At 65.6% G+C, this 24691-nt stretch carries 25 protein-coding genes and 1 tRNA gene; 13 read left to right on the forward strand and 13 right to left on the reverse strand.

Annotated features, from left to right (window positions below):
- On the reverse strand, positions 1-609 hold a 609-nt coding region (locus GSQ83_RS28400), incomplete at its 3' end, for an adenosylhomocysteinase (RefSeq protein WP_174246754.1).
- A gap of 182 nt (positions 610-791) precedes the next feature.
- Here GSQ83_RS28400 and GSQ83_RS28405 point away from each other — a divergent pair.
- Entirely contained in the window at positions 792-4265 is a 3474-nt protein-coding gene (locus GSQ83_RS28405) for an acyl-[ACP]--phospholipid O-acyltransferase (protein WP_158806341.1), read from the forward strand.
- 75 nt (positions 4266-4340) lie between these two features.
- Positions 4341-5312, forward strand: a complete 972-nt coding sequence (locus GSQ83_RS28410; RefSeq protein WP_158806343.1) for a UDP-glucuronic acid decarboxylase family protein — start codon at positions 4341-4343, stop codon at positions 5310-5312.
- Positions 5313-5441: 129 nt separating this feature from the next.
- Here GSQ83_RS28410 and GSQ83_RS28415 read toward each other — a convergent pair whose 3' ends face one another.
- The 9 genes from GSQ83_RS28415 to ppa all read right to left on the reverse strand — a co-directional run bounded on the left by GSQ83_RS28415 (position 5442) and on the right by ppa (position 13980).
- Positions 5442-5981 (reverse strand): hypothetical protein, encoded by a 540-nt coding sequence (locus GSQ83_RS28415; protein WP_158806345.1) that lies wholly within the window; start codon positions 5979-5981, stop codon positions 5442-5444.
- A 129-nt stretch (positions 5982-6110) separates the two neighbouring features.
- The gene (locus GSQ83_RS28420; protein WP_158806347.1) at positions 6111-6704 is read right to left on the reverse strand and encodes a nucleoside triphosphate pyrophosphatase; all 594 of its coding nucleotides are present in this window, start codon (positions 6702-6704) and stop codon (positions 6111-6113) included.
- 6 nt (positions 6705-6710) lie between these two features.
- Positions 6711-6929: a translation initiation factor IF-1 gene (infA, locus tag GSQ83_RS28425; protein ID WP_158806349.1), complete on the reverse strand. Its 219-nt coding sequence runs from the start codon at positions 6927-6929 to the stop codon at positions 6711-6713.
- A gap of 96 nt (positions 6930-7025) precedes the next feature.
- Entirely contained in the window at positions 7026-7541 is a 516-nt protein-coding gene (gene infC, locus GSQ83_RS28430; RefSeq protein ID WP_216850633.1) for a translation initiation factor IF-3, read from the reverse strand.
- A 263-nt stretch (positions 7542-7804) separates the two neighbouring features.
- Entirely contained in the window at positions 7805-9730 is a 1926-nt protein-coding gene (gene thrS, locus GSQ83_RS28435; RefSeq protein WP_158806350.1) for a threonine--tRNA ligase, read from the reverse strand.
- A 520-nt stretch (positions 9731-10250) separates the two neighbouring features.
- On the reverse strand, positions 10251-12023 hold the full coding sequence (locus GSQ83_RS28440) for an ABC transporter ATP-binding protein/permease (protein ID WP_254065968.1): 1773 nt from the start codon (positions 12021-12023) through the stop codon (positions 10251-10253).
- Between the two features lie 40 nt (positions 12024-12063).
- On the reverse strand, positions 12064-12312 hold the full coding sequence (locus GSQ83_RS28445; protein ID WP_158806352.1) for a DUF3253 domain-containing protein: 249 nt from the start codon (positions 12310-12312) through the stop codon (positions 12064-12066).
- Between the two features lie 138 nt (positions 12313-12450).
- On the reverse strand, positions 12451-13329 hold the full coding sequence (locus tag GSQ83_RS28450; protein WP_158806354.1) for an EAL domain-containing protein: 879 nt from the start codon (positions 13327-13329) through the stop codon (positions 12451-12453).
- A gap of 117 nt (positions 13330-13446) precedes the next feature.
- Complete coding sequence (gene ppa, locus GSQ83_RS28455) at positions 13447-13980, reverse strand: inorganic diphosphatase (protein WP_158806356.1); 534 nt, start codon at positions 13978-13980, stop codon at positions 13447-13449.
- A gap of 118 nt (positions 13981-14098) precedes the next feature.
- Here ppa and GSQ83_RS28460 point away from each other — a divergent pair.
- The 3 genes from GSQ83_RS28460 (at position 14099) to GSQ83_RS28470 (ending at position 16637) form a co-directional block, all read left to right on the forward strand.
- Positions 14099-14171, forward strand: a tRNA-Ile gene (locus GSQ83_RS28460).
- Positions 14172-14251: 80 nt separating this feature from the next.
- On the forward strand, positions 14252-15931 hold the full coding sequence (gene ettA / locus GSQ83_RS28465; RefSeq protein ID WP_158806357.1) for an energy-dependent translational throttle protein EttA: 1680 nt from the start codon (positions 14252-14254) through the stop codon (positions 15929-15931).
- Positions 15852-16637, forward strand: coding sequence for a GNAT family N-acetyltransferase (locus tag GSQ83_RS28470; protein ID WP_371418095.1), 786 nt, complete (start codon positions 15852-15854; stop codon positions 16635-16637). Before ettA ends, GSQ83_RS28470 begins: the two co-directional genes overlap by 80 nt.
- Here GSQ83_RS28470 and GSQ83_RS28475 read toward each other — a convergent pair.
- Entirely contained in the window at positions 16621-16812 is a 192-nt protein-coding gene (locus GSQ83_RS28475) for a DUF1192 family protein (protein WP_158806359.1), read from the reverse strand. The two genes, GSQ83_RS28470 and GSQ83_RS28475, sit on opposite strands and share 17 nt — an antisense overlap.
- Positions 16813-16946: 134 nt before the next feature.
- On the opposite strand from GSQ83_RS28475, the gene GSQ83_RS28480 reads away from it, so the two are divergent.
- Positions 16947-17522 carry a DUF1013 domain-containing protein gene (locus tag GSQ83_RS28480; RefSeq protein ID WP_158806361.1) on the forward strand — a complete coding sequence of 192 codons (576 nt, stop codon included), beginning with the start codon at positions 16947-16949 and terminating at the stop codon, positions 17520-17522.
- 27 nt (positions 17523-17549) lie between these two features.
- Here the strand turns inward: GSQ83_RS28480 and GSQ83_RS28485 are convergent, their stop codons facing one another.
- Entirely contained in the window at positions 17550-17744 is a 195-nt protein-coding gene (locus tag GSQ83_RS28485; protein ID WP_158806363.1) for a YdcH family protein, read from the reverse strand.
- A gap of 165 nt (positions 17745-17909) precedes the next feature.
- On the opposite strand from GSQ83_RS28485, the gene GSQ83_RS28490 reads away from it, so the two are divergent.
- From GSQ83_RS28490 to GSQ83_RS28505, 4 genes are all read left to right on the forward strand, one after another.
- On the forward strand, positions 17910-18113 hold the full coding sequence (locus GSQ83_RS28490) for a YdcH family protein (RefSeq protein ID WP_158806365.1): 204 nt from the start codon (positions 17910-17912) through the stop codon (positions 18111-18113).
- Between the two features lie 3 nt (positions 18114-18116).
- Positions 18117-18653 (forward strand): 5-(carboxyamino)imidazole ribonucleotide mutase, encoded by a 537-nt coding sequence (purE, locus tag GSQ83_RS28495; RefSeq protein ID WP_158806367.1) that lies wholly within the window; start codon positions 18117-18119, stop codon positions 18651-18653.
- Positions 18650-19804 carry a 5-(carboxyamino)imidazole ribonucleotide synthase gene (locus tag GSQ83_RS28500; protein ID WP_158806369.1) on the forward strand — a complete coding sequence of 385 codons (1155 nt, stop codon included), beginning with the start codon at positions 18650-18652 and terminating at the stop codon, positions 19802-19804. Before purE ends, GSQ83_RS28500 begins: the two co-directional genes overlap by 4 nt.
- Positions 19805-19916: 112 nt before the next feature.
- Positions 19917-20411, forward strand: coding sequence for a hypothetical protein (locus GSQ83_RS28505; RefSeq protein ID WP_158806371.1), 495 nt, complete (start codon positions 19917-19919; stop codon positions 20409-20411).
- Here GSQ83_RS28505 and rsmI read toward each other — a convergent pair.
- A complete protein-coding gene (gene rsmI / locus GSQ83_RS28510; RefSeq protein ID WP_254065986.1) occupies positions 20381-21229 on the reverse strand; it encodes a 16S rRNA (cytidine(1402)-2'-O)-methyltransferase in 849 nt (282 codons plus the stop codon). The two genes, GSQ83_RS28505 and rsmI, sit on opposite strands and share 31 nt — an antisense overlap.
- 44 nt (positions 21230-21273) lie before the next feature.
- Here rsmI and GSQ83_RS28515 point away from each other — a divergent pair, with 44 nt between their 5' ends.
- The 3 genes from GSQ83_RS28515 to GSQ83_RS28525 all read left to right on the forward strand — a co-directional run bounded on the left by GSQ83_RS28515 (position 21274) and on the right by GSQ83_RS28525 (position 24604).
- On the forward strand, positions 21274-22527 hold the full coding sequence (locus GSQ83_RS28515) for a penicillin-binding protein activator (RefSeq protein ID WP_158806374.1): 1254 nt from the start codon (positions 21274-21276) through the stop codon (positions 22525-22527).
- A gap of 30 nt (positions 22528-22557) precedes the next feature.
- Positions 22558-23886 carry a cell wall metabolism sensor histidine kinase WalK gene (locus tag GSQ83_RS28520; RefSeq protein WP_158806376.1) on the forward strand — a complete coding sequence of 443 codons (1329 nt, stop codon included), beginning with the start codon at positions 22558-22560 and terminating at the stop codon, positions 23884-23886.
- A gap of 112 nt (positions 23887-23998) precedes the next feature.
- The gene (locus tag GSQ83_RS28525) at positions 23999-24604 is read left to right on the forward strand and encodes a nucleotide exchange factor GrpE (RefSeq protein WP_158806378.1); all 606 of its coding nucleotides are present in this window, start codon (positions 23999-24001) and stop codon (positions 24602-24604) included.
- Positions 24605-24691: the final 87 nt, after the last annotated feature.

Here is a 24691-nt window from a genome sequence, read left to right on the forward strand (position 1 = left end):
GCGGCAGCCGTAGAGGTTGTCGAATTTCGACTTTGTTACACTATCGTTGACGTTGATGGCGGGGGTCAGCAGCTTGCCGGCCTTGGCCATCTCCCACAGGCGATGCACGCCGGTCGTGGTCTCCTCGGAAATGCCGCGAACATCGGCGAGCATCTCGGGGTATTTGTCGTGCATCAGAACGGTGAGGTCCCCGCCGTCATCGAGGATCATGTTCGGGGTCCAGCCGTCCGGGCCGCGCACCGTCTGCTCGATACACCACCAGAACTCCTCCTCGTTCATGCCCTTCCAGGCGAAGACGGGGATGCCGGCGGCGGCGACGCCCGCTGCGGCGTGGTCCTGGGTCGAGAAGATATTGCAGGAGGACCAGCGCACGGTGGCGCCGAGCGCGGTCAGCGTCTCGATCAGCACGGCGGTCTGGATGGTCATGTGGAGGCAGCCGGCGATGCGGGCGCCGGCCAGGGGCTTCTCCTTGCCGTATTCCGCGCGGAGCGCCATCAGGCCGGGCATTTCGTCCTCGGCCATGAGGATCTCCTTGCGGCCCCAGCCGGCGAGGCTGATGTCGCGGACCTTGAAGTCTTCGGCCGTCGTGCGCGCTGCGGTGTCGGGCATGGGTCTGTCTTTCGTGCGGATCGTTGAGCGGCGGAATAGCGGAGAGGCGGGCTTAGGGGAACCGCAAAGCGGATGCGCCTAGCTGAGCCGCGATTTAAGCCGCCGGGTGGTCGTCTGAGGGGGCGGCCTTTCCCGGCCTTGGCCAACCACGTAGCCTCGCTTGCGAGAACCAAGGAGCGCGCATGAAGCCCGAGAGCTTGGGGGCGGCGGACGGCATATCGGGCGGTGCGGCAGGCGGGAGGCGGCCGCTGCTAGCGGAGCGCCGATTCGCGCCGCTCTTCTGGTGCCAGTTCTTCTCGGCCTTCAACGACAATTTCCTCAAGAACGCCCTGCTGTTCCTCATCCTGTGGGGCACGACGGGGGCTGGCGGCGCGGGCCAGTCAGGCAGCGCCTTGGTGACTTTGGCCGGGGCTTTCTTCATCGCGCCCTTCTTCCTGCTCTCGGCGCTGGGTGGAGAACTCGCGGACCGGCTGGACAAGGCGCTGCTGGCCCAGAGGCTGAAGCTCGCGGAGATGGCGGCATCCGCGCTCGCGGTTCTGGGTTTCCTGATGGCGAGCGTGCCGGTCCTGTTCGCGGCACTCTTCGTCTTCGGCACGATCTCGGCGCTTTTCGGGCCGGTGAAATATGGGATTCTGCCGGATCACCTGCCGCGCGACCGGCTGACCGCCGCCAATGCCCTGGTCGAATTCGCGACTTTCCTCGCGATCCTCGGCGGCACCGTGGCGGGCGGGCTCGCAGTCGCGATACCGGGCGGCCGGGTGGTGCTGGCGGTAACGGTCGTCGTCTTCGCGGTGCTGTCCTGGCTGGCGGCGCGGCTTATTCCGCCGACGGGCGAGGCAGCGCCGGAACTTCGGGTCCGGCGCAACGTCTTCGCCTCGACCTGGGGGTTGGCGCGCGACCTTCGGCAGGATAGCCGCATCTGGCGCGCGAGCCTCGCCACGAGCTGGTTTTGGATGGTGGGCGCCATCGCGCTGGCTCTGTTGCCGGCGATGGTGCGGAACGTGCTGGGCGGCGAGACCGGCACGGCGACGATCGCGCTGGTGGCCTTTTCGGTCGGCATCGGCATCGGCTCGGGCCTTGCCGCCTGGCTGGCGGGCGGCCGGATCGTGCTGCTGCCGGCGGTGATCGGCATGGCGCTGATGGGCGTGTTCCTGATCGATCTGTGGTGGGTCACGCATGATCTGCCGAGGCAGGCAGGCGCCCTGCGTCTGTTCCCCGCTCATCTTGGGCATGTGCTGGCCGATCTGGTCGGGTTGAGCGCCGCCGGTGGCCTGCTGGTGGTGCCGACCTTCGCGGCGGTACAGGCCTGGGCGGGGCCGGAGCGGCGGGCGCGCGTGGTCGGCGGCGTCAATGTCATTTCGGCGGCGGCGATGGCGGCGGGCGCACTGGTGGTGGCCTTCGCCCAGAAGCTCGGGGCCGGGGAGTCGGTGCTGCTCGGCGCCATGGGGCTGGCGAGTCTGATCGCCTCGGGCGTCATGCTGGCGCGGCTGCCGACCGAGCCGGCGCGCGATCTGCTGTGGATGCTGCTGCGGCTGCTGTATCGCATCGAGGTGACGGGGGCGGAGAATATCGCCAAGGCCGGTCCGCGCAGCCTGATCGCGCTGAACCATGTGAGCTGGCTCGATGCCGGGGTCGCGCTGGCGCTGGTGGAAACCTCTCCGGTGTTTGCGATCGATGCGGAGGTCGCGCGGCGATGGTGGGTGCGGCCTTTGCTGCGCCTCGGCCAGGCTCTGCCGCTCGATCCGGCGCGGCCCTTCGCGACGCGGGTGCTGATCCATGCGGTGGCGGCGGGCTCGCCGGTGGTGATCTTCCCGGAGGGGCGCATCACCGTCACCGGCAGCCTGATGAAGGTCTATGACGGCGCGGCGATGGTGGCCGACAAGAGCGGTGCCATGATCGTGCCAGTGCGGATCGACGGGCTGGAGAACAGCCTGTTTTCGCGGCTGGCGCCGGAACAGGTGCGGCGCCGCTTGTTTCCGCGCCTGCGGGTGACGGTATTGCCGCCGCAGCCTCTGGTGATCGGTCCCGAGCTGCGCGGCCGGCCGCGACGGGTCGCCGGAGGGGCGGCACTGTACCGCATCCTCTCCGAGCTGGTTTTCGCCACTTCGCCTATCGACCGGACGCTGTTCCAGGCCGTCGCCGCTGCCGCGCGGGAGCATGGGCGCAAGCGGATCGCGGTGCAGGACCCGACCTCCGGCACGATGACCTACGGGCGGCTGCTGACGGGCGCCGCGGTGCTCGGGCGGGCGCTGGCGCCGCTGGCACCGGTAGGCGAGGCGGTGGGCGTGCTGATGCCGAACGCCAATGCGACGGCGGCTCTGATCATCGGCCTGGTCTCGGCGGGGCGGGTGCCGGCGATGCTGAACTTCACGGCCGGGCCGGCGAATATCCTGGCGGCGTGCCGGGCGGCGCGGATCGGCACCATCGTGACCTCGCGCGCCTTCGTCGAAAAAGGCCAGCTCGACCGTGTAGTGGCGGCGATCGAGGCGGGGGCGGAGGGGGTGCATCCCAAGCTGCTGTATCTGGAGGATCTGCGGAAAAGCCTCGGGACCGCCGCCAAGCTGCGGGGGTTGCTGCAAGGCGGGCGGCCGTTGGCCCGTCGCCTGCCGGATGATGCGGCGGTGATCCTGTTCACCTCGGGGTCGGAGGGGATGCCGAAGGGCGTGGTGCTCAGCCATCGGAACATCCTGGCCAATATCGCCCAGGCGGCGGCGCGGATCGATTTCGGCCGTGGCGACAGGCTGTTCAATGTGCTGCCGGTTTTCCATTCCTTCGGGCTGAGCTGCGGCTTGATGCTGCCGCTGGCCTATGGCGTGCCGGTTTATCTGTATCCGTCGCCGCTGCATTACCGGCTGATTCCGGAGCTGGTCTATGGCTGCAACGCGACCATCATGTTCGGCACGGATACCTTCCTCGCCGGCTATGCGCGCACCGCCAATCCGTACGATTTCCGCTCGCTGCGTTACGTGGTCGCGGGCGCGGAGCCGGTGCGGCCGGTAACGCGCGCGGTCTATCTGGAGAAATTCGGGCTGCGGCTGCTGGAAGGCTATGGGGTGACGGAGACCTCGCCGGTGCTCGCGCTCAATACGCCGATGTTCAACCGTTTCGGCACCGTAGGACAGCTATTGCCGGGGATCGAGGCGCGGCTCGCGCCAGTTCCCGGCATCGAGGGTGCCGGGCGACTGCAGGTACGCGGGCCGAATGTGATGCTTGGCTATCTGCGCTTCGAGACACCGGGCGTCATCGAGCCGCCGCAGGATGGCTGGTACGATACCGGCGATATCGTTTCGATCGATAGCGACGGTTACATCACCATTCGCGGCCGGGCGCGGCGTTTCGCCAAGATTGGCGGGGAGATGATCTCGCTCGCGGCCGTCGAGATCCTGGCGGGCGAGTTGTGGCCTGAGGCGATCGTCGCGGTGGCGGCGATTCCGGATGCCAAGAAGGGCGAGCGCCTCATCCTGTTCACCAATCAGGAAGGTGCCACGCGCGGGGAACTGACCGCTCATGCTCGCGCACATGGCGCTACCGAACTCATGGTGCCCGCCGAAGTGCGCGTGGTGGAGGCGGTGCCGCTGCTGGGTTCGGGCAAGGTCGATGGCCCGGCGGTGCAGCGGTTGGCCGACGAGGTGGCGGCGGGTGACAAGGCTGCTTGAAGTTGGGGCTTGAACGGTCGCGTTCGTTGCTAGAGTGTTCCGAGTGTCTGCGGTTCGCGAACTCGGGATATCGCCATGAAGGATTTAGTGCGCAAGCGTGTGCTGGTTACGGGCGGCGCCGGGTTTCTAGGTTCTCATCTTTGCGACAGCTTGGTCCGGTCTGGTCACGATGTGTTGTGTGTCGATAATTTCTTCACCGGTCGCAAAGACAATGTAGCGCATCTGCTGAATCAGTCGAATTTCGAAATCTTGCGACACGACATCAGTTTTCCGCTTTATGTCGAGGTTGACGAGATCTTCAATCTGGCCTGCCCGGCCTCGCCGGTGCATTACCAATTCGATCCGGTGCAGACGACGAAGACGAGTGTGATGGGTGCCATCAATATGCTTGGTCTCGCCAAGCGTACGGGGGCAACGGTGTTTCAAGCCTCGACCAGCGAGGTTTACGGGGATCCGACGATTCATCCGCAGACCGAGGACTACCGAGGCAACGTCAATCCGCTCGGTCCCCGCGCTTGCTACGACGAAGGCAAGCGGGCGGCGGAGACATTGTTCTTCGACTATCGGCGGCAGCACGGCGTGAAGATCAAGGTGGCGCGGATCTTCAACACCTATGGGCCAAGGATGCACCCGAATGACGGGCGCGTGGTTTCCAACTTCATCACCCAGGCATTGCGTGGCGACGACATCACCTTGTTCGGTGCGGGCACTCAGACGCGCGCCTTCTGCTATGTTTCGGATCTGATCGACGGTATTCGCCGGATGATGGCGAGCGGCGCCGATGTGGTGGGCCCGATCAATCTGGGCAATCCGCATGAGATTTCGGTACGGGCCTTGGCCGAGACCGTGCTGAGGCTCACACGTTCAGCAAGCCGGATCGTGTTCCGGCCGCTGCCTCAGGACGACCCGATGCAGCGTTGCCCGGATATTTCGCGGGCCCGGGCAATGCTGGACTGGGCGCCAAGCGTGGCGTTGGAGGAGGGGTTGGGGCAGACGATCGACTATTTCAGCGACCTGATGGCAACGAACATGCGGGAGATTGCTTGAGCGCCGCGCCTTTCCGTCGAACCCACAGGTGTCGCTTTCACGGATGAGATCGAACGCCGGCTTGATTCGGCCGGTGTTCGCCGTCGACCGTTATTGGAGCGGGTCTTTACAAAATGCGGCGAAGTGCGGTCAGCCAGCGGGCGCCGGATCGAATGGAATCGGGAGTTGGAGCCTCCTTTGCACTGGGCCAAGAATGTCGAGGATCTTTTTCTGGTAACCCGAGTCGCTCGCCTGATTTACTGCGATTGAGACATCCTTAAAGAGTTGGTTGTCCGCTTCCACGTTTCGTGTGGAGAGGTCGCGTTGTCGTTTGGCTTGCTCCAATTTGTTGGTGGAGGCTGGAAGCTTGTTGTTTGCGATGTCGCGGCGCCGGCAACCGGCGCCATAATCCTTGAGCAGAACTGCGATCTGTTCGAGGAGGCGCGATTGATGTCCGGAGTTCACCAGGTTGCGCAGGTTCCCGATGTCCTCATTGTTGCGGTTGTGCTTGCTTCGCAAGGTCTGAATTTGGCCTTTAACCTCGCTAAGCTCAGGGTCTTCGTTCGCGATCCGGCCCGTCGGCTTGTGACTGCACTGATCCAGCTCGGCCCAAAAAATACCTTCGTTGTGGGGGGAAAACGCGGCCGCCTTTGTCGATTCACTCGGGTAAATTCTTATGCTTTTGGTCATCCTGCCCTCTCGTTAGGTCGCAGCGCAGGATAAGAAGAAGGTCCTTTACAAATCTCCGCGTTTTCGATTTGAAATCAGAACAGTGCACCAAGTTGCGAGAGAGTGACACGCCATTTCGCCGCCAATCTCCTAGACCTTCGGCAGGACCGTGAGCTGCGCGATGCGGGCGTCACCGCCTAGAGCGTTGAGAAGCTGCGCCGTCTCGAACAGCGGCAGGCCGACGACGTTCGAGTGGCTGCCTGACAGGAAACGGATGAAGCGAGCGGCCTGGCCCTGGATGGCGTAGCCGCCTGCCTTTCCGCGCCACTCGCCGGACGCGAGATAGACGTCGATCTCGGCGCGCGTCAGCCGGCTGAAGGTCACGATGCTGTCGACGACGCGGTGGCGGCTTCGGCCGCTCTCCTCGAGGAGGACGACGGCGGTGTGGACGCGGTGGCGACGGCCGGAGAGCAGATCGAGGCAGCGACGGGCCTCGTCCTCGGTCTCGGTTTTCGGGAGAATGCGGCGCCCGACGGCGACAACGGTGTCGGCGCCCAGCACGAAGGGGGCCGCTACGGAGGCCGCCTTGTCCCGCGCAAGCCGCAGCGCGTAGTCGCGCGGCAGTTCGCCGGGGTGGGGTGTCTCGTCGATGTCGGGAGAGGTCACGCGATCGGGCGTAATGCCGATCTGGGCCAGCAAGGCGCGGCGGCGCGGGCTGGCGGAGGCCAGGACCAGGCCGTGCACGAAAGACTACTTGAAGCGGAAGGTGATCCGCCCTTTGCTCAGGTCATACGGTGTCATCTCCACATTGACCCGGTCGCCAGCCAGCACGCGGATGCGGTTCTTGCGCATCTTGCCGCTGGTATGGGCCAGGATCGTATGATCGTTGTCTAGCTTCACCCGGAACATCGCATTGGGCAGAAGTTCGGCAACCATTCCGCTGAATTCGATCATGTCTTCTTTGGACATCGACCGTGGGTATCCTTGTCATTGAGGCGTCACGCCCGGGTCGCGGCAGCTTGCCGCGGCGCCCGGTTGTGGCCGATTTCTGTGGACGCGCCGGAGCTACCGAGGCGTAAGCACCATCACCATCTGGCGATTTTCCATGCGCGGCATCTGCTCGACCTTGGTCTGCACATCCATGTCCGCACGGATTCGTTCCAGCACACGCACGCCGATATCCTGGTGAGCCATTTCGCGGCCACGAAAACGTAGCGTGACCTTCACCTTATCGCCCTCGTCGATGAAGCTTTTCATCGCGCGAAGCTTAACCTGGTAGTCGTTTTCGTCGATGTTCGGGCGCACCTTGATCTCTTTGATCTCGATGACCTTCTGCTTCTTCTTGGCCTCGTTCTTCTTTTTTTGCTGCTCGTATTTGAACTTGCCGAAATCGAGAATCTTGACGACCGGCGGATCAGCGTTCGGGCTGATTTCCAGAAGATCGAGCCCAACCTGGAAGGCTCGCTGGAGTGCTTCGCGGCCAGTCATCACGCCCGCCATCTCGCCGTCCTGATCGATCAGGCGGACATTGGCGGAGCGGATCTCCTCGTTCACGCGGGGGCCGTCGCCGCGCGATGGCAGAGCAGTTTGGGGTGGTCTAGGGATGGATCGCTCCTGTCAAAGTGTATGGCACAACGCTGGTTAGGGCGGCGCGACCCGCGTTTCAATAAAGAAACGCGGCCGCCACCACCCATTGCGGGACAATATCGTCTTCCTGGCGCCCAACTGCAAGTCACGGCTCGTCGTTGCAGGCTTGCTTTGAGCGTAAAGGAAAGGCTGTCCGGCGAGGACTGAGCGCCCCGGCCGGACCCCTATCCGAAGTAGCTAGTGCAGCCGCGGCCGGGTCAGAGGAGGTCCGGCGCCCGAGCCTCGGAAGCGAGCAGCGTCACAGTTTCTTCCAGACCCAAAACCTCCTGGCGCTCGACGCCCAGACGGCGAAGGCTCACGCGCCGCTCCTCCGCCTCGCGCCGTCCGACCACCGCGATGACCGGCACATGGGCAAGGCTGTGCTCACGTACCTTGGCATTGATCTTCTCGTTGCGCAGGTCGGTGGTGACCGAGAGCCCGGCCGCGCGGAAGCGCTTCGCGACATCCTCCGCATAGTCGTTGGCATCGGAGACGATCGAGGCGACGACGACCTGCACCGGGGCGAGCCAGAGCGGGAAGCGTCCGGCATATTGTTCGATCAGGATGCCGAGGAAACGCTCGAAACTGCCGAGGATTGCGCGGTGGAGCATGACGGGACGGTGGCGCGCGCCATCCTCGCCGACATATTCCGCGTCCAGCCGCTCCGGCAGCACGTAGTCGACCTGCAGCGTGCCGCACTGCCAGTCGCGGCCGATGGCGTCGCGCAGCACGAATTCGAGTTTCGGGCCGTAGAAGGCGCCCTCGCCGGGATTCTCCGTGTATGCGACGCCTGCTGTGGCGCAGGCTTCGTGGAGCGCGCGTTCGGCGCGGTCCCAGTCAGCGTCCGAGCCAGCTCGCACATCCGGGCGGTCAGCGAATTTCACGCGGAAATCGGGGAAGCCGAGATCCTGGTAGATCGAGGACAGCAGCTTGACGAAACGCACGGTCTCCGGCCCGATCTGTTCCTCGGTGCAGAAGATATGAGCGTCATCCTGGGTGAAGGCGCGCACCCGCATGATGCCGTGCAGCGCGCCCGAAGGCTCGTAGCGGTGGCAGGAGCCGAATTCGGCCATCCGCAACGGTAGCTCGCGATAGCTCCGCATACCGTGGTTGAAGATCTGGACATGGCAGGGGCAGTTCATCGGCTTGAGGGCCAGGGTGACGTCCGGCTCCTCCTCCACCGTGGCGATGAACATGTGATGGCGGAACTTCTCCCAATGGCCGGAAGCTTCCCACAGCGAACGGTCCACGAGCTGCGGCGTGCGCACCTCGTCGTAACCGGCGGCGTTTTGCCGGCGGCGGATATAGTCCTCGACGGTGCGATAGAGGCGCCAGCCCTTGGGGTGCCAGAAGACCGAGCCTTGGGCTTCGGATTGCAGATGAAAGAGGTCCATCTCCCGGCCGATGCGGCGGTGATCGCGGCGCTCCGCCTCCTCCTGCTGATGGAGATAGGCGTCGAGTTCCTTCTGGTCACGCCAGGCGGTGCCGTAGATGCGGCTGAGCATGGCGTTGCGGTGGTCGCCGCGCCAATAGGCGCCGGCTACTTTGGTCAGTTTGAAGCCGGTGCCGACATCGGCGGTGCCGCGCATATGCGGGCCGCGACAGAGGTCGATCCAGTCACCCTGGCGATAGAGGGTGATGGTCTCGCTGACCGGCAGGTCCTGGATGAGCTCGGCCTTGTAGCGCTCGCCCCGCTCCTGGAAGAAGTGGATGGCGTCGTCACGGTCCCAGACTTCGCGGGAGAAGAGTTCGTTGGCGGCGACGATCTCGCGCATTTTGGCCTCGATCGTCGGGAGGTCCTCCAGCGTGAAGGGCTCGTTGCGCGCGAAGTCGTAATAGAAGCCGTTCTCGATGGACGGGCCGATGGTGACCTGGGTGCCGGGGAACAGCGCCTGCACCGCCTCGGCCAGGACATGGGCAGTGTCGTGGCGGATGAGCTCCAGCGCTTCCGGGTCCTTGCGGGTCACGAAGGTCACGGCGGCGTCGTGGTCGATATCCCGCGCGAGGTCGACCAATTTGCCGTCGAGCTTCATCGCCAAGGCAGCGCGGGCGAGGCCGGGGCCGATGGCGGCGGCCAACGCCGTGCCCGTCAGCGGTGCCGCGAAGTCTCGCACGGAACCGTCGGGCAGGGTGATGGCGGGCATGGCACTGGTCTCTCGATCGAAACGGTGAAAGGGGCCGCTTCTATGGCGGTTGAGGCGCGGACCCGCAACCTCAGTCGGAGCCGGGGAGGCCGGCGAAGGCTGGGAGGCCGCAGAGACCGCGAGGAATGCTGTCGGGTTTCAGTGCGATCGAAAGCCGGCCGAAGGGGGCGCTGTGTCATGCCTCGCTCTCGGCGAGCGGCGGGCTGGCTCGTCGCTGTATCGCAGGCGCCTCTATTAGGGCGTGATGAAGGCTGATTGAGCCGCGACCCACAGATCCGTCATGACACGCGAAGGCGCGTCATCCACGCCTTGCCTTCGTCGAGCCAAGGAAGGCGTGGATGCTCGGCCTTCGCCGAGCATGACGAGGTGGAATGAGCTCGGTTCAGACCAACGATATTCTCCGCTAGACCGTTCCCGACGGGTTCACCGTTTGCACAAGCGCACAATCGCGTTCACTGCGGCGTTCGGCGTGGTCCCGTCGCGGAGGTCGATCGCGCGATAGCTCTCCATCGTCACAAGTTCACTCGGCGGCGGTGGTGAGCGGGCCGCCGATGTCGCCGAGGCGGCCGCCCTTGAGGAGGATGCGGCGCTCGTGCAGGCGCGCGACGGACTCGCGATGGGCGATCGAGACGACGGTGGTCCGAGGCAGGCGGGTGCGCAGCAGGTCGTAAAGCTGCTGCTCGGCCTCAGGGTCGAGATTCGCGGTCGCTTCGTCGAGGAATAGCCAATCCGGCTTGAGAAGCAGAGCGCGGCCGATCGCCAACCGCTGCTGCTCGCCGCCCGAGAGGCTGAGAGCCCAGTTCCGGTGCTCCTCCAACTCGGGCAGGAAGTGGCCGAGGCCGATGGCCGTCAACACTTCCTCAACCTCGCCGTCTGGTAGTGTCGCGGCATCCGCCGGGTAGGTGATGGCGCGATGGAGCGTGCCGAGCGGCAGGTAGGTCCGCTGCGGGAGGAACATCGAGCTGCCGGCAGGCAGCGTGATGCGGCCGCGGCTATAGGGCCAGATGCCGGCCAATACCCGGAACAGGGTCGACTTGCCGGAGCCCGAGGCACCCGAAATCACGGTCGCCTCGCCGGGTGTGAGGCTGAGACGCGCGTGCTCCATCAAGGGTTTGCCATCGGGCAGGAAGAGGCCGACGTCGTCCAGCGTGACCGCCTCGCCGGCTTTGACCCGCTCGGCGCCGTCACCGCCATGCAACTTGGCCTCCTGGATCGCGCGCTCGAAGGAGCCGAGACGCTCGACGATGGCGGACCAGGAGGCGAGGCTGGCGTAACTGCTGACGAACCAGGACATGGCGCCCTGCACCTGGCCGAAGCCGCTGGCGATCCGCGTCAGGGTACCGAGCTGGATGGCGCCCGAGAAATAGCGCGGCGCGGCCACCACGATCGGGAAGATGGTCGCGATCTGCCCGTAGCCGGAGGTCAGGGCATTGAGCGCCTTGGTCCGTCGCATGATCGCCCACCAATTCTCGATCACACCGCCGAAGCGTTTTTCCAGCTCGCCATGCTCTTCGTCCTCACCGTGATAGAGGGCGATGCCTTCGGTATTCTCGCGCATGCGGGCCAGGGCGAAGCGGAAATCCGCCTCGCGGCGTTGTTGCACGAAGCTGAGGCGGGCGAGGGGGCGGCCGATGAGATGGGTCAGCCAAGTGCCGACCACGGCGTAGATCAGCGCGACCCAGACCATGTAGCCGGGGATATTGAAGCCGAAGATCTTCATCGCGCCCGAGAGCGACCACAGGATGCCGACGAAGCTGAACAGGGTCACGACGTTGGACAGCAGGTCGAGGCCGAGAGACAGCGTGTTGTCCACGAAGTCCCGGATATCCTCCGAGATACGCTGATCGGGGTTGTCGGTGCCCTCGCCACCGGGGCGGGCCACGAGGCTCATGCGGTAATAGACGCGGTCGCCCAACCAGTCGTCGAGATATCGCCGTGTCAGCCAGCGGCGCCAGCGGATTTGCAACCATTGGTTGAGGTAGGTCGAATAGACCGCGACGAGGATATAGACCGCCGCGATGCCGCAGAAGCCGGGCAGAAAGCCATGTGGTGTTTTTTTGTAGAGGAACAGCAAGCTGACGAAGCTGTTCCAGTCGCGGGTTTGCAGCGAATCGTAGAAGGCGCCGTTCCAGAAGTTCAGCACGACGTTCATGCCGACCATCGCGAGATTGAGCGCGATGATCGAGAAGAGCAGCGCGTTGGCGGCGAGTTTCTCTTCAGACTTGAAGTAGGGGAGTGACAGGCGCCAGGCGTCCTTCAGGACGGGCCCCAGTTGGCGCATCGAACGACGCATTAGCTCATCCCCTGGGCATCGGCGCGCGCCGTAATCTTCGTCATGCGGTCTTGAGACGTAGGCGGATGACGCCGCGCATGGCCTCGGGCGGAACCACCTTGCCGTGGCGCAGGATGTCGATCCTCTGCGCTTCCGACAGGCGTTGGGCGGAATTGCGCACGCGCGTCAGGAGTGGCCGCCAGTTCTCGGCCAAGGCGCGGGCTACGTCGGAGGGGCTGAAGGATGTTTCGCCGCCATATTCGGACGCGAGGCGCAGGATGGTCTCGGTGATCTCGTCGTTGGACGTCATGGCCGCTCCGCCGGCGAAGGCGCCGCGAGGCGCAGGACGTTTGACATTAGCATGGCGGTCAACTGCTAGCCCTGCGGCGGGATGTCAAATCCGTTAGCCGGCATCCCGGGCGCAGGCGACGCGGCGGAGCGCCGCGCTTCACACCATCGCTGAGAGCGCAAGGAGGCTTCCGCGTTGTAGATGCGCGGCCACTTCCACCGGCGAGAGTGCCGCACTGAAAAGGGTGCCCTGACCCTGCTCGCAGCCCAGATTTAGGAGGATCGCGCGCTGTCTTTCGTTCTCGATCCCGTCGGCGCAGACGGCGAGGCCGAAAGCGCTGGCCGTTTGCATCACTGCTCGCAGCACGGTCACAGCGTCCTCATCCTGCGAAAGATGGCGGATCATTGCGCGGTCGAGCTTGAGCGCGGTCACGGGAATGCGCTTCAGGGCGGAGAGGCTGGTGAGGTTTTGCCCGAATTCGTCAAGACAGAGATGGACCCCTAGGTCGCGCAGGGCCGCCACGGCGAAGAGCGCGTCGTCATCGACGGTGAGGAGCACGTCTTCCGGCAGACCGAGTTCCAGACGCTCCGGCGGCAAGCCTGAGAGCGCCAGCGCCTCCGCGACGTGGAGGCAGAGGAGGTCGCAGCGCAACTGCTCGGTCAAAACCTTGATTGAGAGGAGGTGATTCGAACCCGGCCACGCGGTCGCCTCAAGACAGGCGAGGCTGAGCGCCAGGCCGCCGATTTCTATGGCGGAGTCCACGCGATCGTTTTCCGGCGAGCCGCCGCCGGAACCGCCGCGGCCTGGCCGCCGGTGGGTCCACCGGAGCAAGGCTTCCGCACCGATAAAAGCTCCCGTCCGCATCGCATGGCGCGGCTGGTAGTCCACCGCGAAGGCGGCCCGGGCGACGGCACGCCGAAGATCGCCCTCGGAGGCGGGGTTTCGCGCGGATTCCGACGCCAGCGGAACCGAGATATCGCGCGCTACATCGGTTGCCGGGCGCTGGCGCCGGACCGTTGGACTTCTTGGAGATTTCAAGGAGGAACAACTCACCTTCTACACGCCGCACCGGAGCGGCGTGTAAGGCGTGGCATAGATGGCCCTCGGTTAATTCACGGTGATTCAGGCGCCAAGTAATGGCTTAACGAAAGCTGGTTAGGCTCCGTTCTTCGCATATGCCTTAAGGCCAGCGGAGATCGCTTCCTCCGCCTGCGCCCGGTCGCCCCAGCCGACGACCTTCACCCATTTGCCGGGCTCCAGATCCTTGTAGCGCGTGAAGAAGTGCTCGATGACCTTGCGAGTGATCTCGGGCAGGCTCGCAAGCTCGGTATTGTCCTTGTATTGCGGGTGCACCTTGTCGTGCGGCACGCAGATGATCTTCTCGTCCTTGCCGGACTCGTCTTCCATGAACAGCACGCCGATGGGCCGTGCCCGGATGACGGCGCCCGGCACGACCTGCGCCGGGACGAGAACGAGTGCATCCACCGGATCGCCATCCTCGGACAGTGTATTGGGAACGAAGCCATAGGCAGCGGGATAGGCCATGGGCGTAAACAGGAAGCGGTCGACGACGATCGCGCCGCTTTCCTTGTCAATCTCGTATTTCACCGCAGAGCCCTGCGGAATTTCGATCACGACGTTGATGTCATACGGTGGCTCGCGTCCGGCGGTCAGCTTGCTCAAATCCATAGGAAATGCCTCCAGGCGCGGTGAATGCTGTGTGGCGCGCACCCTCCCCTAATCTTCATCGCTTGCCAAGCGCGCGCTTGCCATTCGTCAAGGCCTGCGGGATATGCTGCGCCACTCTGCGCCTGTAGCTCAACGGTTAGAGCGGGCCGCTCATAACGGCTTGGTTGCGGGTTCGATTCCTGCCGGGCGCAGTTGCCCCGTACTACCCATTCCTTAGATCACGGCCGTCCGCGGGCTTCGAGCCTCCCGCAGGCCCTGTGGGAGCACTGCCATGGCCAGCTATCAATACGTCTACGTGATGAAAGACCTGACCAAGGTCTATCAGGGGGGTCGGGAAGTCTTCAAGGGAATCACCCTCTCCTTCCTCCCCGGGGTGAAGATCGGCGTGCTGGGGGTGAACGGGGCGGGTAAATCCACCCTGCTCAAGATCATGGCCGGGATCGAGACCGAGTTTGGTGGCGAGGCATGGGCCGCCGATGGCGTGAAGATCGGCTACCTCCAGCAGGAACCCGAGCTCGATGCCACCAAGACGGTAGGCGAGAACGTGGCCGAGGCTTTCGCCGAGGTGAAGGCGGCGCTCGACCGTTTCAACGCGATCTCGGAGCGCTTCGCCGAGCCGATGGAGGATGAGGAGATGAACACGCTCCTCGCCGAACAGGCGGCTCTGCAGGAAAAGATCGACGCCGGTGACGGCTGGGAGATGGATCGCAAGATCGAGATCGCGCTGGACGCTCTGCGCTGCCCGCCGCCGGAATCCGACGTGACGAAGCTTTCGGGCGGCGAGCGGCGCCGGGTCGCGCTTTGCCGGCTGCTGCTGGAGAAGCCCGACCTGTTGCTATTGGACGAGCCGACCAACCATCTGGACGCCGAGAGCGTGGCTTGGCTGGAGCATACGCTGCGGGAGTTTCAGGGCACGGTGATGATCATCACCCATGACCGCTACTTCCTGGACAATGTGACCAATTGGATCCTGGAGATCGAGCGCGGCCGCGGCTACCCCTTCGAGGGCAACTACTCCTCCTGGCTCGACCAGAAGCGCAAGCGCCTGCAGCAGGAGGAGAAGGAGGAAAGCGCCCGCCAGCGCGCCTTGACGGCCGAGGCCGAGTGGATCGCTTCCTCTCCCCGCGCGCGCCAGACCAAAAGCCAGGCGCGCATCAGCCGCTACGAGGAGATGCAGGCGAAGAGCCAGGAGATGCAGACGGGCGTCGCCGAAATCGTCATTCCGCCCGGCCCTCGCCTGGGTGGGTTGGTGATCGAGGCGGAGAAGTTGCGGAAAGCCTTCGGCAATCGGCTGCTGATCGACGATCTCGATTTCAAGCTGCCGCCGGGCGGCATCGTCGGCGTGGTCGGTGCCAATGGCGCCGGCAAGACGACACTGTTCCGCATGATCCTTGGGCAGGAGGAGCCGGATTCCGGCGCCTTGCGCATCGGCGATACCGTGAAGCTGGGTTACGTCGATCAGTCCCGCGACACGCTAGACCCCGACAAGAGCGTCTGGCAGGAGATTTCGGGCGGCACGGATGTGATCCATCTCGGCAAGCGGACGGTGCAGTCCCGCGCCTATGTGGGCGCCTTCAACTTCAAGGGGTCGGACCAGCAGAAGAAGGTCGGCATCCTCTCGGGCGGCGAGCGCAACCGGGTGCATCTGGCGAAGATGCTGCGGACGGAATCCAACGTCATCCTGCTCGACGAGCCGACCAACGACCTCGACGTGGATACGTTGCGGGCGCTGGAGGAGGCGCTGGCTGAGTTCCCAGGCTGCGCGGTGATCATCAGCCATGATCGCTGGTTCCTGGATCGGCTGGCGACCCATATCCTGGCCTTCGAGGGCGACAGCCATGTCGAATGGTTCCAGGGCAATTTCCAGGCCTATGAGGAAGACAAGCGCCGCCGCCTGGGCGCCGCAGCGACCGAGCCGCATCGCATCAAGTACCGGCCGTTGGCGCGGTAGCGCGTCGGGCACCGCGGCTTTCTTCGATTCTGGCGGCGGCGCGGGCCTGACCTGCGCCGCCGGTGGTTGGGGGTTTCGAGAGGCTCGCCATTATTGGCGCATGGGATGGGCGAGCGCTGATACTGGTGGCGGCAGGGTTATCCGGACGGGCCGGCTGACGATGCGGCCCGTCGCCTATCGGGATCTAGCCGATCTGACGGCGCTCAAGGCGGATCCGCGCGCTTACGCCATGATGCTGGGCGGGGTGCGGACGCCGCAGGAATGCGCGTTGGAGTTGGCGGCGGATATCCTGGCCTGGGGCGCTTGCGGCATCGGCCTCTGGGCTGTGCGGGAGGCGCCGAGCGACGCTTTCGTGGGCATGGCCGGTATCCGGGAGCGGGGCGACGGACGCGGCATGGCGCTGCGCTTCGCCTTCTGGCCCGAAGCACGCGGCCATGGGCTGGCACGTGAGGCCGCCGCGGCGGCGATTCGCTTCGGGCACGACCAGATCGGTCTGCCTCGCATCATCGCCGTCGCGCGGGAGGTCAACACTGCCTCCTGCATGGTGCTGTCGAGCATCGGCCTGCGCGAGGAACCGGACGAAAGTTTTCTCCGCGAGGGCTATCGCATGCTGGTCTTTGCCAGCGGGGATGCCCCAGCCGGCCGGCATTTGCCGTGCTGGAGCGCTGTTCCAGCCTATGCCTGCAGCCTTACGGCGCTGGCTTGAAAAAGGCCGCCGCCGCCGTGAGATGCGCTTGTTTGCGCTGTAGCTCCGCCTCGACCCGCGCGATCTCCTCCCGCAGGTCGTCGATATAGGCGCGAAGCTCCTCGGAAGCGGCGCCATCGAGCTTGAGTGGGGAGAAAAGACGGTGCTTTGGACGAGGCTCCTCCTCGATTTCCATGACGCTGACCCTCCACCGAAACAGCTATACTACCCTTGACCCGCTAGGGCCCCGCCGTCCATATCCCGTACCGATCCATATATGAACGGCTTGCTGCCCGCCGCCTTGTTGCGGCGATACCAGGTGCTCCAACGATGACATTGCCGCTAATGCCCAAAGCCACCGCGGTGTGGCTGATCGATAAGACCGCCCTGACATTCGAGCAGGTCGCTGATTTTTGCGGCATGCATCCGCTTGAGATCCAGGCCATCGCCGATGGCGAGGTGGCGCAAGGTATCATGGGCTATGATCCGGTCGCCAATGCTCAGGTGACGGCGGAGGATATCGCGCGCTGCGAGGCGGACCCCTCGGCGCGGCTGAAGCTTCTGCCGACCGCGAGCCCGGCGCAGAAGAAAGCGCGGGGCGGCCGCTATACGCCTGTGGCCAAGCGCAACGACCGGCCGGACGCCATCGCCTTCGTTATCCGCAATTTTCCACAGCTTTCGGAATTGCAGATCGGCAAGCTGCTCGGCACGACGAAAGAGACCATTCAGAAGGTGCGCGAGCGTAGCCACTGGAACAGCGCGAACATCAAGCCTCGCGATCCGGTCATTCTCGGGCTGTGTAAGCAGAGCGACCTCAACGCCGCTGTCGCCGAGGCTAATGAGAGACTGACCCGTGAGGGCCGTGCGGTGCCGCAGCCCCCGCCGCCGGAGGCCGACGCCGCCTGATCGTCCGGCGGCGCCGGCCCGCCTCACCTAGGCCGACATGCCCGGGCTGGCAGCGTCCTGCTTCTGCAGCCGGTCACATTCCTCTCGTAGAGCGAGCTTCTCGCGCTTGAGCCGTACCATCGTGTCGCTATCGGGCGCCGGGCGCTTATCTTCCTCCGCCAGCAGGTTCTCGAGCTTTGCGCGGCGCTCCTTGAGCGTCTGGATGCGGGCTTGAACGGTCAATGGCTTCTCCTGTCTTAGGGGCGCCGCTCCGGGTCTGGGTTGATCGTCCCGTCGCGGTGCGTGCCCACGCTAGCGTCACTAGAATGACATTTACTAGCGGCGAATGATCACGGCCGTGCGAACCTCCCTTTGGCAGGCGGCTGGCCGCCGTGATATGGACCGGCGATGCTCTCAGACCGCGATACTCTACTGCGCCGCTTGCATGAATTCCGCAGCGAGCATCGGGATCTTGATACGGTGATCGTACGTCTGAGCGATCAGGCGGGGCCGGATCAGCTTGCCGTTCAGCGGCTGAAGAAGCGTAAGCTTGTCCTGAAAGACGAGATCGCTCGGCTGGAAAGCTTGCTCATTCCCAATAGTATCGCCTGACCCATGACTGACGGCGCGCGACGCCCGATCGAGGCGAAGGCCAAGCCCCTGGTCGGCGTCATCATGGGCAGCCAGTCCGACTGGGCGACGATGCGGCATGCGACCGACACGCTGGCGGCGCTGCATATTCCCTACGAAACCCGGATCGTCTCGGCACATCGCACACCTGATCGCCTGGCCGATTACGCCCGGAATGCCGAGGCGCGCGGCCTGCGTGTGGTGATCGCCGGGGCGGGTGGTGCTGCCCATCTGCCGGGAATGTGCGCGGCCTGGACGCGGCTGCCGGTGATGGGCGTGCCGGTCGAGAGTCAGGCGCTCAAGGGGCTCGATAGCCTGCTGTCCATCGTGCAGATGCCGGGCGGTGTGCCGGTCGCGACCTTCGCGATCGGGCGCTCGGGTGCCATCAATGCGGCGCTCATGGCGGCCGCCATTCTCGCTCTGAGCGACGCGGATCTCGCCGAGCGGCTGGAAGCCTGGCGGGCCGCGCAGACGGAACGGGTGGCCGATCATCCGGTTGACGAAGCCGAGCGCCCGGCGTGAGCGGGGCTGAAGCGTCGGGTGCTTTGCCGCCCGGTGCCACCATCGGCATTGTCGGGGGCGGTCAGCTCGGGCGCATGTCGGCTATGGCGGCGGCCCGGCTCGGCTATCGCTGCCACGTGCTGACGCCGGAGGCCGACGGACCGGCGGCGCAGGTTGCTGCCGCCGTCACGATCGGCGGCTACGAGGATGCCGAGGCGCTGACGCGGTTCGCCGCGGCCGTCGATGTGGTGACTTTCGAGTTCGAGAATGTCAGCGCGGCCGGGCTCGATCTTCTGGCTGGGCTGCGGCCGGTTCATCCGTCGCCGCGCATCCTGGGGATTAGCCAGGACCGTATCACCGAGAAGTCCTTCATGGCCGGGATCGGCGTGCCGACGGCGCCTTGGGCGGCGGTGCACGATGTCGCGGGGCTGGAGGCCGCGCTGAGCCGCATCGGGCTGCCGGCGGTGCTGAAGACGACGCGGCTCGGTTATGATGGCCGAGGGCAGGCGCGTGTCGCGACGGCGGAGGAGGCCCGTGCCGCCTTCGCTATTCTGGCGCCGCATCCATTGGTGCTGGAGGGCTTTGTCGATTTCGCCTGCGAGCTCAGCGTCGTTGTCGCCCGTGGTCAGGACGGCAGTATCGCGGCTTTCGACACGGTGGAGAACCGGCATCGCGCGGGCATCCTGGACATGACTTTCGCCCCCGCGCGGGTTCCGGAGGAGGCTGCTGCGCGAGCGCAAGCTTTGGCGCGGCGTATCGCCGAGGCGCTGGGCCTTGTCGGGCTGCTGGCCGTCGAGATGTTCCTCGACCGTGACGGCGCGATCCGGGTCAACGAGACCGCGCCCCGGCCGCATAACTCCGGCCATTGGACGATCGACGCCTGTCCGGCGTCGCAGTTCGAGATGCATATCCGGGCGATCGCCGGTCTGCCGCTGCCGCCGGCGATCCGGCACTCCGATGCGGTGATGAAGAATCTCGTTGGGCCGGAGGAGATCGCGCTATGGCCGATGATCCTCGGCGCTCCCGGCCTCATTCCGCATCACTACGGCAAGGCGGAGGCGCGGGCTGGGCGGAAGATGGGGCATGTCACCCGGCTATTTCCCCGCGATGCGCTGCCGGGACAGTTCGGCATCGCCGCTGCTTTGGGCTGTCTCGCGCCCCGCGACGAATGACGGCATAACAATGATCTACCGGGCGGCGCCGCCTAGGTTTTTCCATTAAGACCGATTTCATCTCGCGGCTGTAGCTATCGAAGCGCGGTAACGGCGCATTCGAGAGGCGGCCATGCACATCATCCCAATAGAAATCCTAGCAAGGGAACTTGGTCTTGGCGGGTCTCGCCTTGAGGACGGGCAGGTCACGATGCCCGCCGTTCTGCTGCGCCACCTGCTGGAATGCGCGCTGCGTGCCGCGCCCTTCGATGAGAGCACCTATCTGCTGGCAAATCAGGATGTGCAGGCGGCGATCCGGCAGGGCCGATATCACTCGGCTCAGGAACAGTTCGTGACCGATGGATATTTCGAGGGGCGGCCGGGGACCGGGCCGGATTTCGACGAAGGCTGGTATCTGAGCCGCAATCCCGATGTCGCGGAGGCCGTCCAGGCTGGCGTCTGGTCGAGTGGACGGGCGCATTACAAGGCCGAGGGGAAGTTCGAATGGCGCAGCCCGAATGCCGATGTGGCCGACCAGATCGATCGCTGGCGGCGCTGCTTCCACGCCTCGGTCTCGAAATCGGATAACGGTGCCGCTCAGCGGTCCAGGGCGAGGGCGCGGGCGTAAACCTGACGGCGTGGCAGGCCGGTTTCTCCGGTCACCGTCGCCACTGCTTGCTTCAGGCTGCTGGTGGCGAGTGCGGCGCGCAGGCGAGCGTCAAGATCCTCGGGCTCGGCATCGGTCTCGGCGGGCGGGCCGAGTAGAACTGTGATTTCGCCGCGAGGCGGATCGGTTTCCACCCCGGCGAGGATCTCGGTCAAACTGCCGCGGCGCAGCTCCTCGAAGCGTTTGGTGAGTTCGCGTGCCAGGGCGGCTTGCCGGTCGCCGAATATCTTGCGCAGGTCCTCGAGCATTTCGGCGACCCGATGCGGCGCCTCATGCCAGATCAGGGTCGCGGCAAGACCCGCCGCCTCTGCGGCGCGGATGCGTGCGAAGGCGGCGCGGCGCGCGGCGCCGCGCGGGGGGGCAAAACCAACGAACAGGAACGGGTGCGGCGGCAGGCCGGAGAGGGTCAGCGCGGTGAGCGCGGCATTGGGGCCGGGCACTGCGGTAACGGCGATGCCCTCGGCAAGCAAAGCGCGTACTAGACGATAACCTGGATCCGAGAGCAGCGGCGTGCCCGCGTCGCTCACGAGGGCCATTCGCCGGCCGCCACGAAGCGCCGCGAGGAGCCGGGGCAGGCGCTCCTCCTCGTTATGATCATGGAGCGGATCGAGTTGGCCGCGAATGCCGAGCGCGGAGAGCAGCCGGGCGGTGACCCGGCTATCCTCACAGAGTATTGTTTCCGCTGCCCGCAAGGTCGCGATCGCTCGCATTGAAACATCGCCAAGGTTGCCGATCGGGGTAGAAACCAGCACAAGTCCGGCGGGCGATCCGGCCATCATTGGCCAAGGATCGACGGCATCCGTTTCCCCTAGGGAGTGATCGCGTGAAGCTGACCCGGACATTGACGCTCCTCACATCCCTTTTCGGACTGTCGGCCTGCGTCCAGCCGAACACCGGCAGCAATGCGACGGGCGGCGGGACCCCGCAAGCCCTCGGCGCGGGCGGCGCATCATCCTCGGCGCGCCGCATCGCGATACTCGTGCCGTTGAGCGGCGCGAATGGCGGGGTTGGCGCGAGCCTCGTCAATGCCGCGAAGCTCGGCCTCGGACTGACCCAGGGCAGTACGCTCGATGTCATCGATACCGGCAGCACGCCGCAGGGTGCGGCCATTGCCGTGAAGAAGGCGGTTGCGGACGGCGCCGGGCTTATCATCGGGCCGCTTACAGCCAGCGAGACTGCGGCGGTCGCCGCGCCGGCTCAGGCGGCGCGTATCGACGTACTCGCCTTCACCTCCGACTCGACGCAGGCGCGCCCCGGAGTCTGGACGCTTGGCATAACGCCGGCACAGCAGGTCCATGCCCTGGTGCAGGCTTCCGAGGCGAGCGGACATAGCCACTTCGCCGGCCTGCTGCCGACGACACCGCTGGGCATGGCGCTTGGCGAGGCGCTGCGGCAGGAAGCGGTGCGGGCTGGGTCGCCCTCACCGAATATCCAGACCTATGGCGGCAGCTTCGCCTCGATGGATGCCGCGGTACGGGCGCTCTCCGATTACGCCGGCAGGCGCGGACCGATCGATGCCCAGGCCAAGCAACTGCGCCTGTCCCATACGCCGGGGGCGCGATCGGCCGCCACCAAGCTGGAGGGCCAAGGGGTTCCGCCGCCGCCCTTCGACGCCGTGCTCGTGGCCGTGACCGGCGCCAGCCTCAGCGAGTTGGCGACGCTCTTGCCGTATTATGACGTCAGTTACAGCCAGGTGCGCATCCTCGGGCCAGGGCTTTGGGCGGCCAATCCGGGGGCAGTCGCCTCCGCCGGCTTCAGCGGCGCGCTCTACGCGGCGCCTGATCCCGCCGCATCGGCGACCTTCGTGAGTACCTATACCCAGGCGAATGGCGGTCCGCCTTCGCCTCTGGCGGCGCTGGCCTTCGATGCGGGTGCCATCGCCCGCGTCGCTACCGCCGGGGGCTCGGTCGATCAATCCGCCCTGACAAACCCCGCTGGATTCGCGGGCGCCGATGGCGTTCTGGCGTTGCAGCCGGACGGGCAGGTGCGCCGTGGCCTGGCGGTCTTCCAGGTGGGCTCCGGCGGCGCCCAGATCGTGCAACCGGCGCCGCAAAGCCTGGCAAGCCCGGGCAGTTAGGCCCTGTCGCAGGCGAGCAGACCCTCCGGCATGAGTCAGCCGCCGGCGCGAGGGGTCTTGCGCTGGGCTCTGCTCGTCCTCGCGATACCTGTCACGGCGCAGCTTATCCTGGTCGCCGCGGGTGCTGCGGATCTCGCGGCGAGTTTGTGCTGCATCGCTGTCGAAATCCTGGCCGGGCTGGGCTTGGGCCTGTTCTTCCGTCGGGATGTCGAGCGTCTTGGCCGGCTCCTGGGCGGTGAGGCGCTGGAGACGCCGCGTCTGGCGGCGCTGCAACGGGTGGCGATCGCCGCCAGCCAGCGGATCGCCGAAGCGCAAGGGGAGGAGGCGCGGTTCGGCCGCCTGCTCGGGGCGGAAGCCGCCATCATCGACCGGCTGCCTGAAGCGCTCGTCATGGTGCGCGCTGATGGCTCGATCGAGCGCACCAATCGGGCGGCGCGCCAGGGATATGGCGAGAATTCGGCGGCCGTGCTGCGCCACCCGCTGTTGCGCGGTGCCATCGACCGGGCGCGGGCCACGGGAGAGGTGCAAACCGCCGATCTGTTCTTCGCGGCGCCGATGCCGCGCGAGATCCACGCCATGGTGACGCCGATGGCGCCCGCTGACCCAGGTGGCGGGGTCGCCTCCGTGCTACTGGTGGATCGCACGCGGGAGCGCGCGGTCGAACGGATGCGCGCCGATTTCGTAGCAAACGCGAGCCATGAGTTGCGCACGCCGCTGGCCAGCCTGATCGGCTTCATCGAGACGCTGCAGGGGCCAGCGCGGGATGATCCGCCGGCGCAGGAGCGATTCCTCGAAATCATGGCGCGCGAGGCGGCGCGCATGAACCGGCTGATCGACGACCTCCTCAGCCTGTCGCGTATCGAGCTGTCGGAGCATCAGGCGCCGCAAGGGCGGATTGACCTCAGGGAGCTGATCCCGCGCATTCTGGCGGGCTTCGAGCCACGGATCGCGGCGCGGGGCATTCGGATCGAGCTGACACTGCCCGACCTCTCGCCAGTTCCCGGCGATGCCGACCAGATGTCCCAAGTGCTAAGCAATCTTTTGGACAATGCACTTAAATATGGCCGTGAGGGCGGTACCGTGGGGCTGAGCGTCGAGCAGGTGTCCGGAGCGCCCTGGCCGCGCAGGCCGGGCGTCGCGATCGTCGTTAGCGACGATGGCGCGGGGATCGCGCGGGTTCATCTCGCCCGTCTCACCGAACGCTTTTATCGCGTTGACAAAGGCCGCTCCCGTGCGATCGGTGGCACCGGTCTTGGTCTTGCCATCGTGAAGCACATCGTGAACCGCCATCGGGGGCAGCTGCTCATCGCCAGCGAGGAGGGGCAGGGCTCGCGCTTCAGCGTCTGGCTGCCGCAGTGACGTGCTGAGAGAGCACGCATTGCTGCTCACATGGCTGTTGCGGGCCAAACTGCTCGCAATTTCGTGTGCTGCCGACTTGCGGGCGCGCCTTCGCCGCCCTAACTCAGCCCCTATGAGCGACACGGAAAAACACGACGTTTCTGAAGAGGGCGCGAGCCCCGGCGAGAGCGTGGAGGCGGAGCAGGCCGACCTCACACCGGAGGAGCGCCTGGCGGCGTTAGAGGCCGAGCGCGAGGATATGCGCGGCCGCTGGCTGCGGGCCGAGGCCGAGATGGCGAACCTGCGCAACCGGACCAAGCGCGAGGTTGATGAGGCGCGGCAATACGCGGTGCAGAAATTCGCCCGCGATGTCGTCGAGGTTGCCGAAAACCTCAAGCGCGGGTTGGACAGCCTGCCGCCGCCTACCCCCGATGAGCCTGAGGTGGTTGCTCGGCTGCGAGAGGGTTTCGAGGGGATCGCGCGGAGTTTTGTCGCGAGCCTTGAGCGCAATGGCGTGAAGGCCGAGGATCCGACCGGCCGTCTTTTCGATGCCAATCTGCATCAAGCCATGGCAGAACAGGAAAGCGGCGAGCATCCTTCCGGTACGGTATTGCAAGCCTGGACGCAGGGCTGGACGCTCAATGGGCGCTTGCTGCGGCCGGCGATGGTCGTCGTCACCAAGGCCCCGACGGGGGACGCGCCGCCGATTGCACATCCCGGCACACGTAGCCAGGTTTGACGAAACGTGCCCGAATGGCTGCGATAAGATGGGCGCGATACTGCCCAAAATTTAGGCAGTCTACTTGCCCTATCTTGGGGCCTAGCC

It is taken from the genome of Acidisoma sp. L85, assembly GCF_009765865.1.
Lineage (GTDB): Bacteria > Pseudomonadota > Alphaproteobacteria > Acetobacterales > Acetobacteraceae > Acidisoma.

Excerpts from the sequence above, each read along its gene's own strand:
- GSQ83_RS28470 (WP_371418095.1), top strand. The coding sequence starts at position 15,852 with ATGAGGAAGACAAGCGCCGCCGCCTGGGCGCCGCAGCGACCGAGCCGC.
- GSQ83_RS28520 (WP_158806376.1), top strand. The coding sequence starts at position 22,558 with ATGAGTCAGCCGCCGGCGCGAGGGGTCTTGCGCTGGGCTCTGCTCGTC.
- GSQ83_RS28505 (WP_158806371.1), top strand. The coding sequence starts at position 19,917 with ATGCACATCATCCCAATAGAAATCCTAGCAAGGGAACTTGGTCTTGGC.
- infA (WP_158806349.1), bottom strand. The coding sequence starts at position 6,929 with ATGTCCAAAGAAGACATGATCGAATTCAGCGGAATGGTTGCCGAACTT.
- GSQ83_RS28405 (WP_158806341.1), top strand. The coding sequence starts at position 792 with ATGAAGCCCGAGAGCTTGGGGGCGGCGGACGGCATATCGGGCGGTGCG.
- GSQ83_RS28480 (WP_158806361.1), top strand. The coding sequence starts at position 16,947 with ATGACATTGCCGCTAATGCCCAAAGCCACCGCGGTGTGGCTGATCGAT.
- GSQ83_RS28475 (WP_158806359.1), bottom strand. The coding sequence starts at position 16,812 with ATGGAAATCGAGGAGGAGCCTCGTCCAAAGCACCGTCTTTTCTCCCCA.
- ppa (WP_158806356.1), bottom strand. The coding sequence starts at position 13,980 with ATGGATTTGAGCAAGCTGACCGCCGGACGCGAGCCACCGTATGACATC.
- GSQ83_RS28490 (WP_158806365.1), top strand. The coding sequence starts at position 17,910 with ATGCTCTCAGACCGCGATACTCTACTGCGCCGCTTGCATGAATTCCGC.
- GSQ83_RS28440 (WP_254065968.1), bottom strand. The coding sequence starts at position 12,023 with ATGCGTCGTTCGATGCGCCAACTGGGGCCCGTCCTGAAGGACGCCTGG.
- ettA (WP_158806357.1), top strand. The coding sequence starts at position 14,252 with ATGGCCAGCTATCAATACGTCTACGTGATGAAAGACCTGACCAAGGTC.
- thrS (WP_158806350.1), bottom strand. The coding sequence starts at position 9,730 with ATGCCCGCCATCACCCTGCCCGACGGTTCCGTGCGAGACTTCGCGGCA.
- GSQ83_RS28410 (WP_158806343.1), top strand. The coding sequence starts at position 4,341 with ATGAAGGATTTAGTGCGCAAGCGTGTGCTGGTTACGGGCGGCGCCGGG.
- GSQ83_RS28415 (WP_158806345.1), bottom strand. The coding sequence starts at position 5,981 with ATGACCAAAAGCATAAGAATTTACCCGAGTGAATCGACAAAGGCGGCC.
- purE (WP_158806367.1), top strand. The coding sequence starts at position 18,117 with ATGACTGACGGCGCGCGACGCCCGATCGAGGCGAAGGCCAAGCCCCTG.
- GSQ83_RS28525 (WP_158806378.1), top strand. The coding sequence starts at position 23,999 with ATGAGCGACACGGAAAAACACGACGTTTCTGAAGAGGGCGCGAGCCCC.
- GSQ83_RS28445 (WP_158806352.1), bottom strand. The coding sequence starts at position 12,312 with ATGACGTCCAACGACGAGATCACCGAGACCATCCTGCGCCTCGCGTCC.
- rsmI (WP_254065986.1), bottom strand. The coding sequence starts at position 21,229 with ATGATGGCCGGATCGCCCGCCGGACTTGTGCTGGTTTCTACCCCGATC.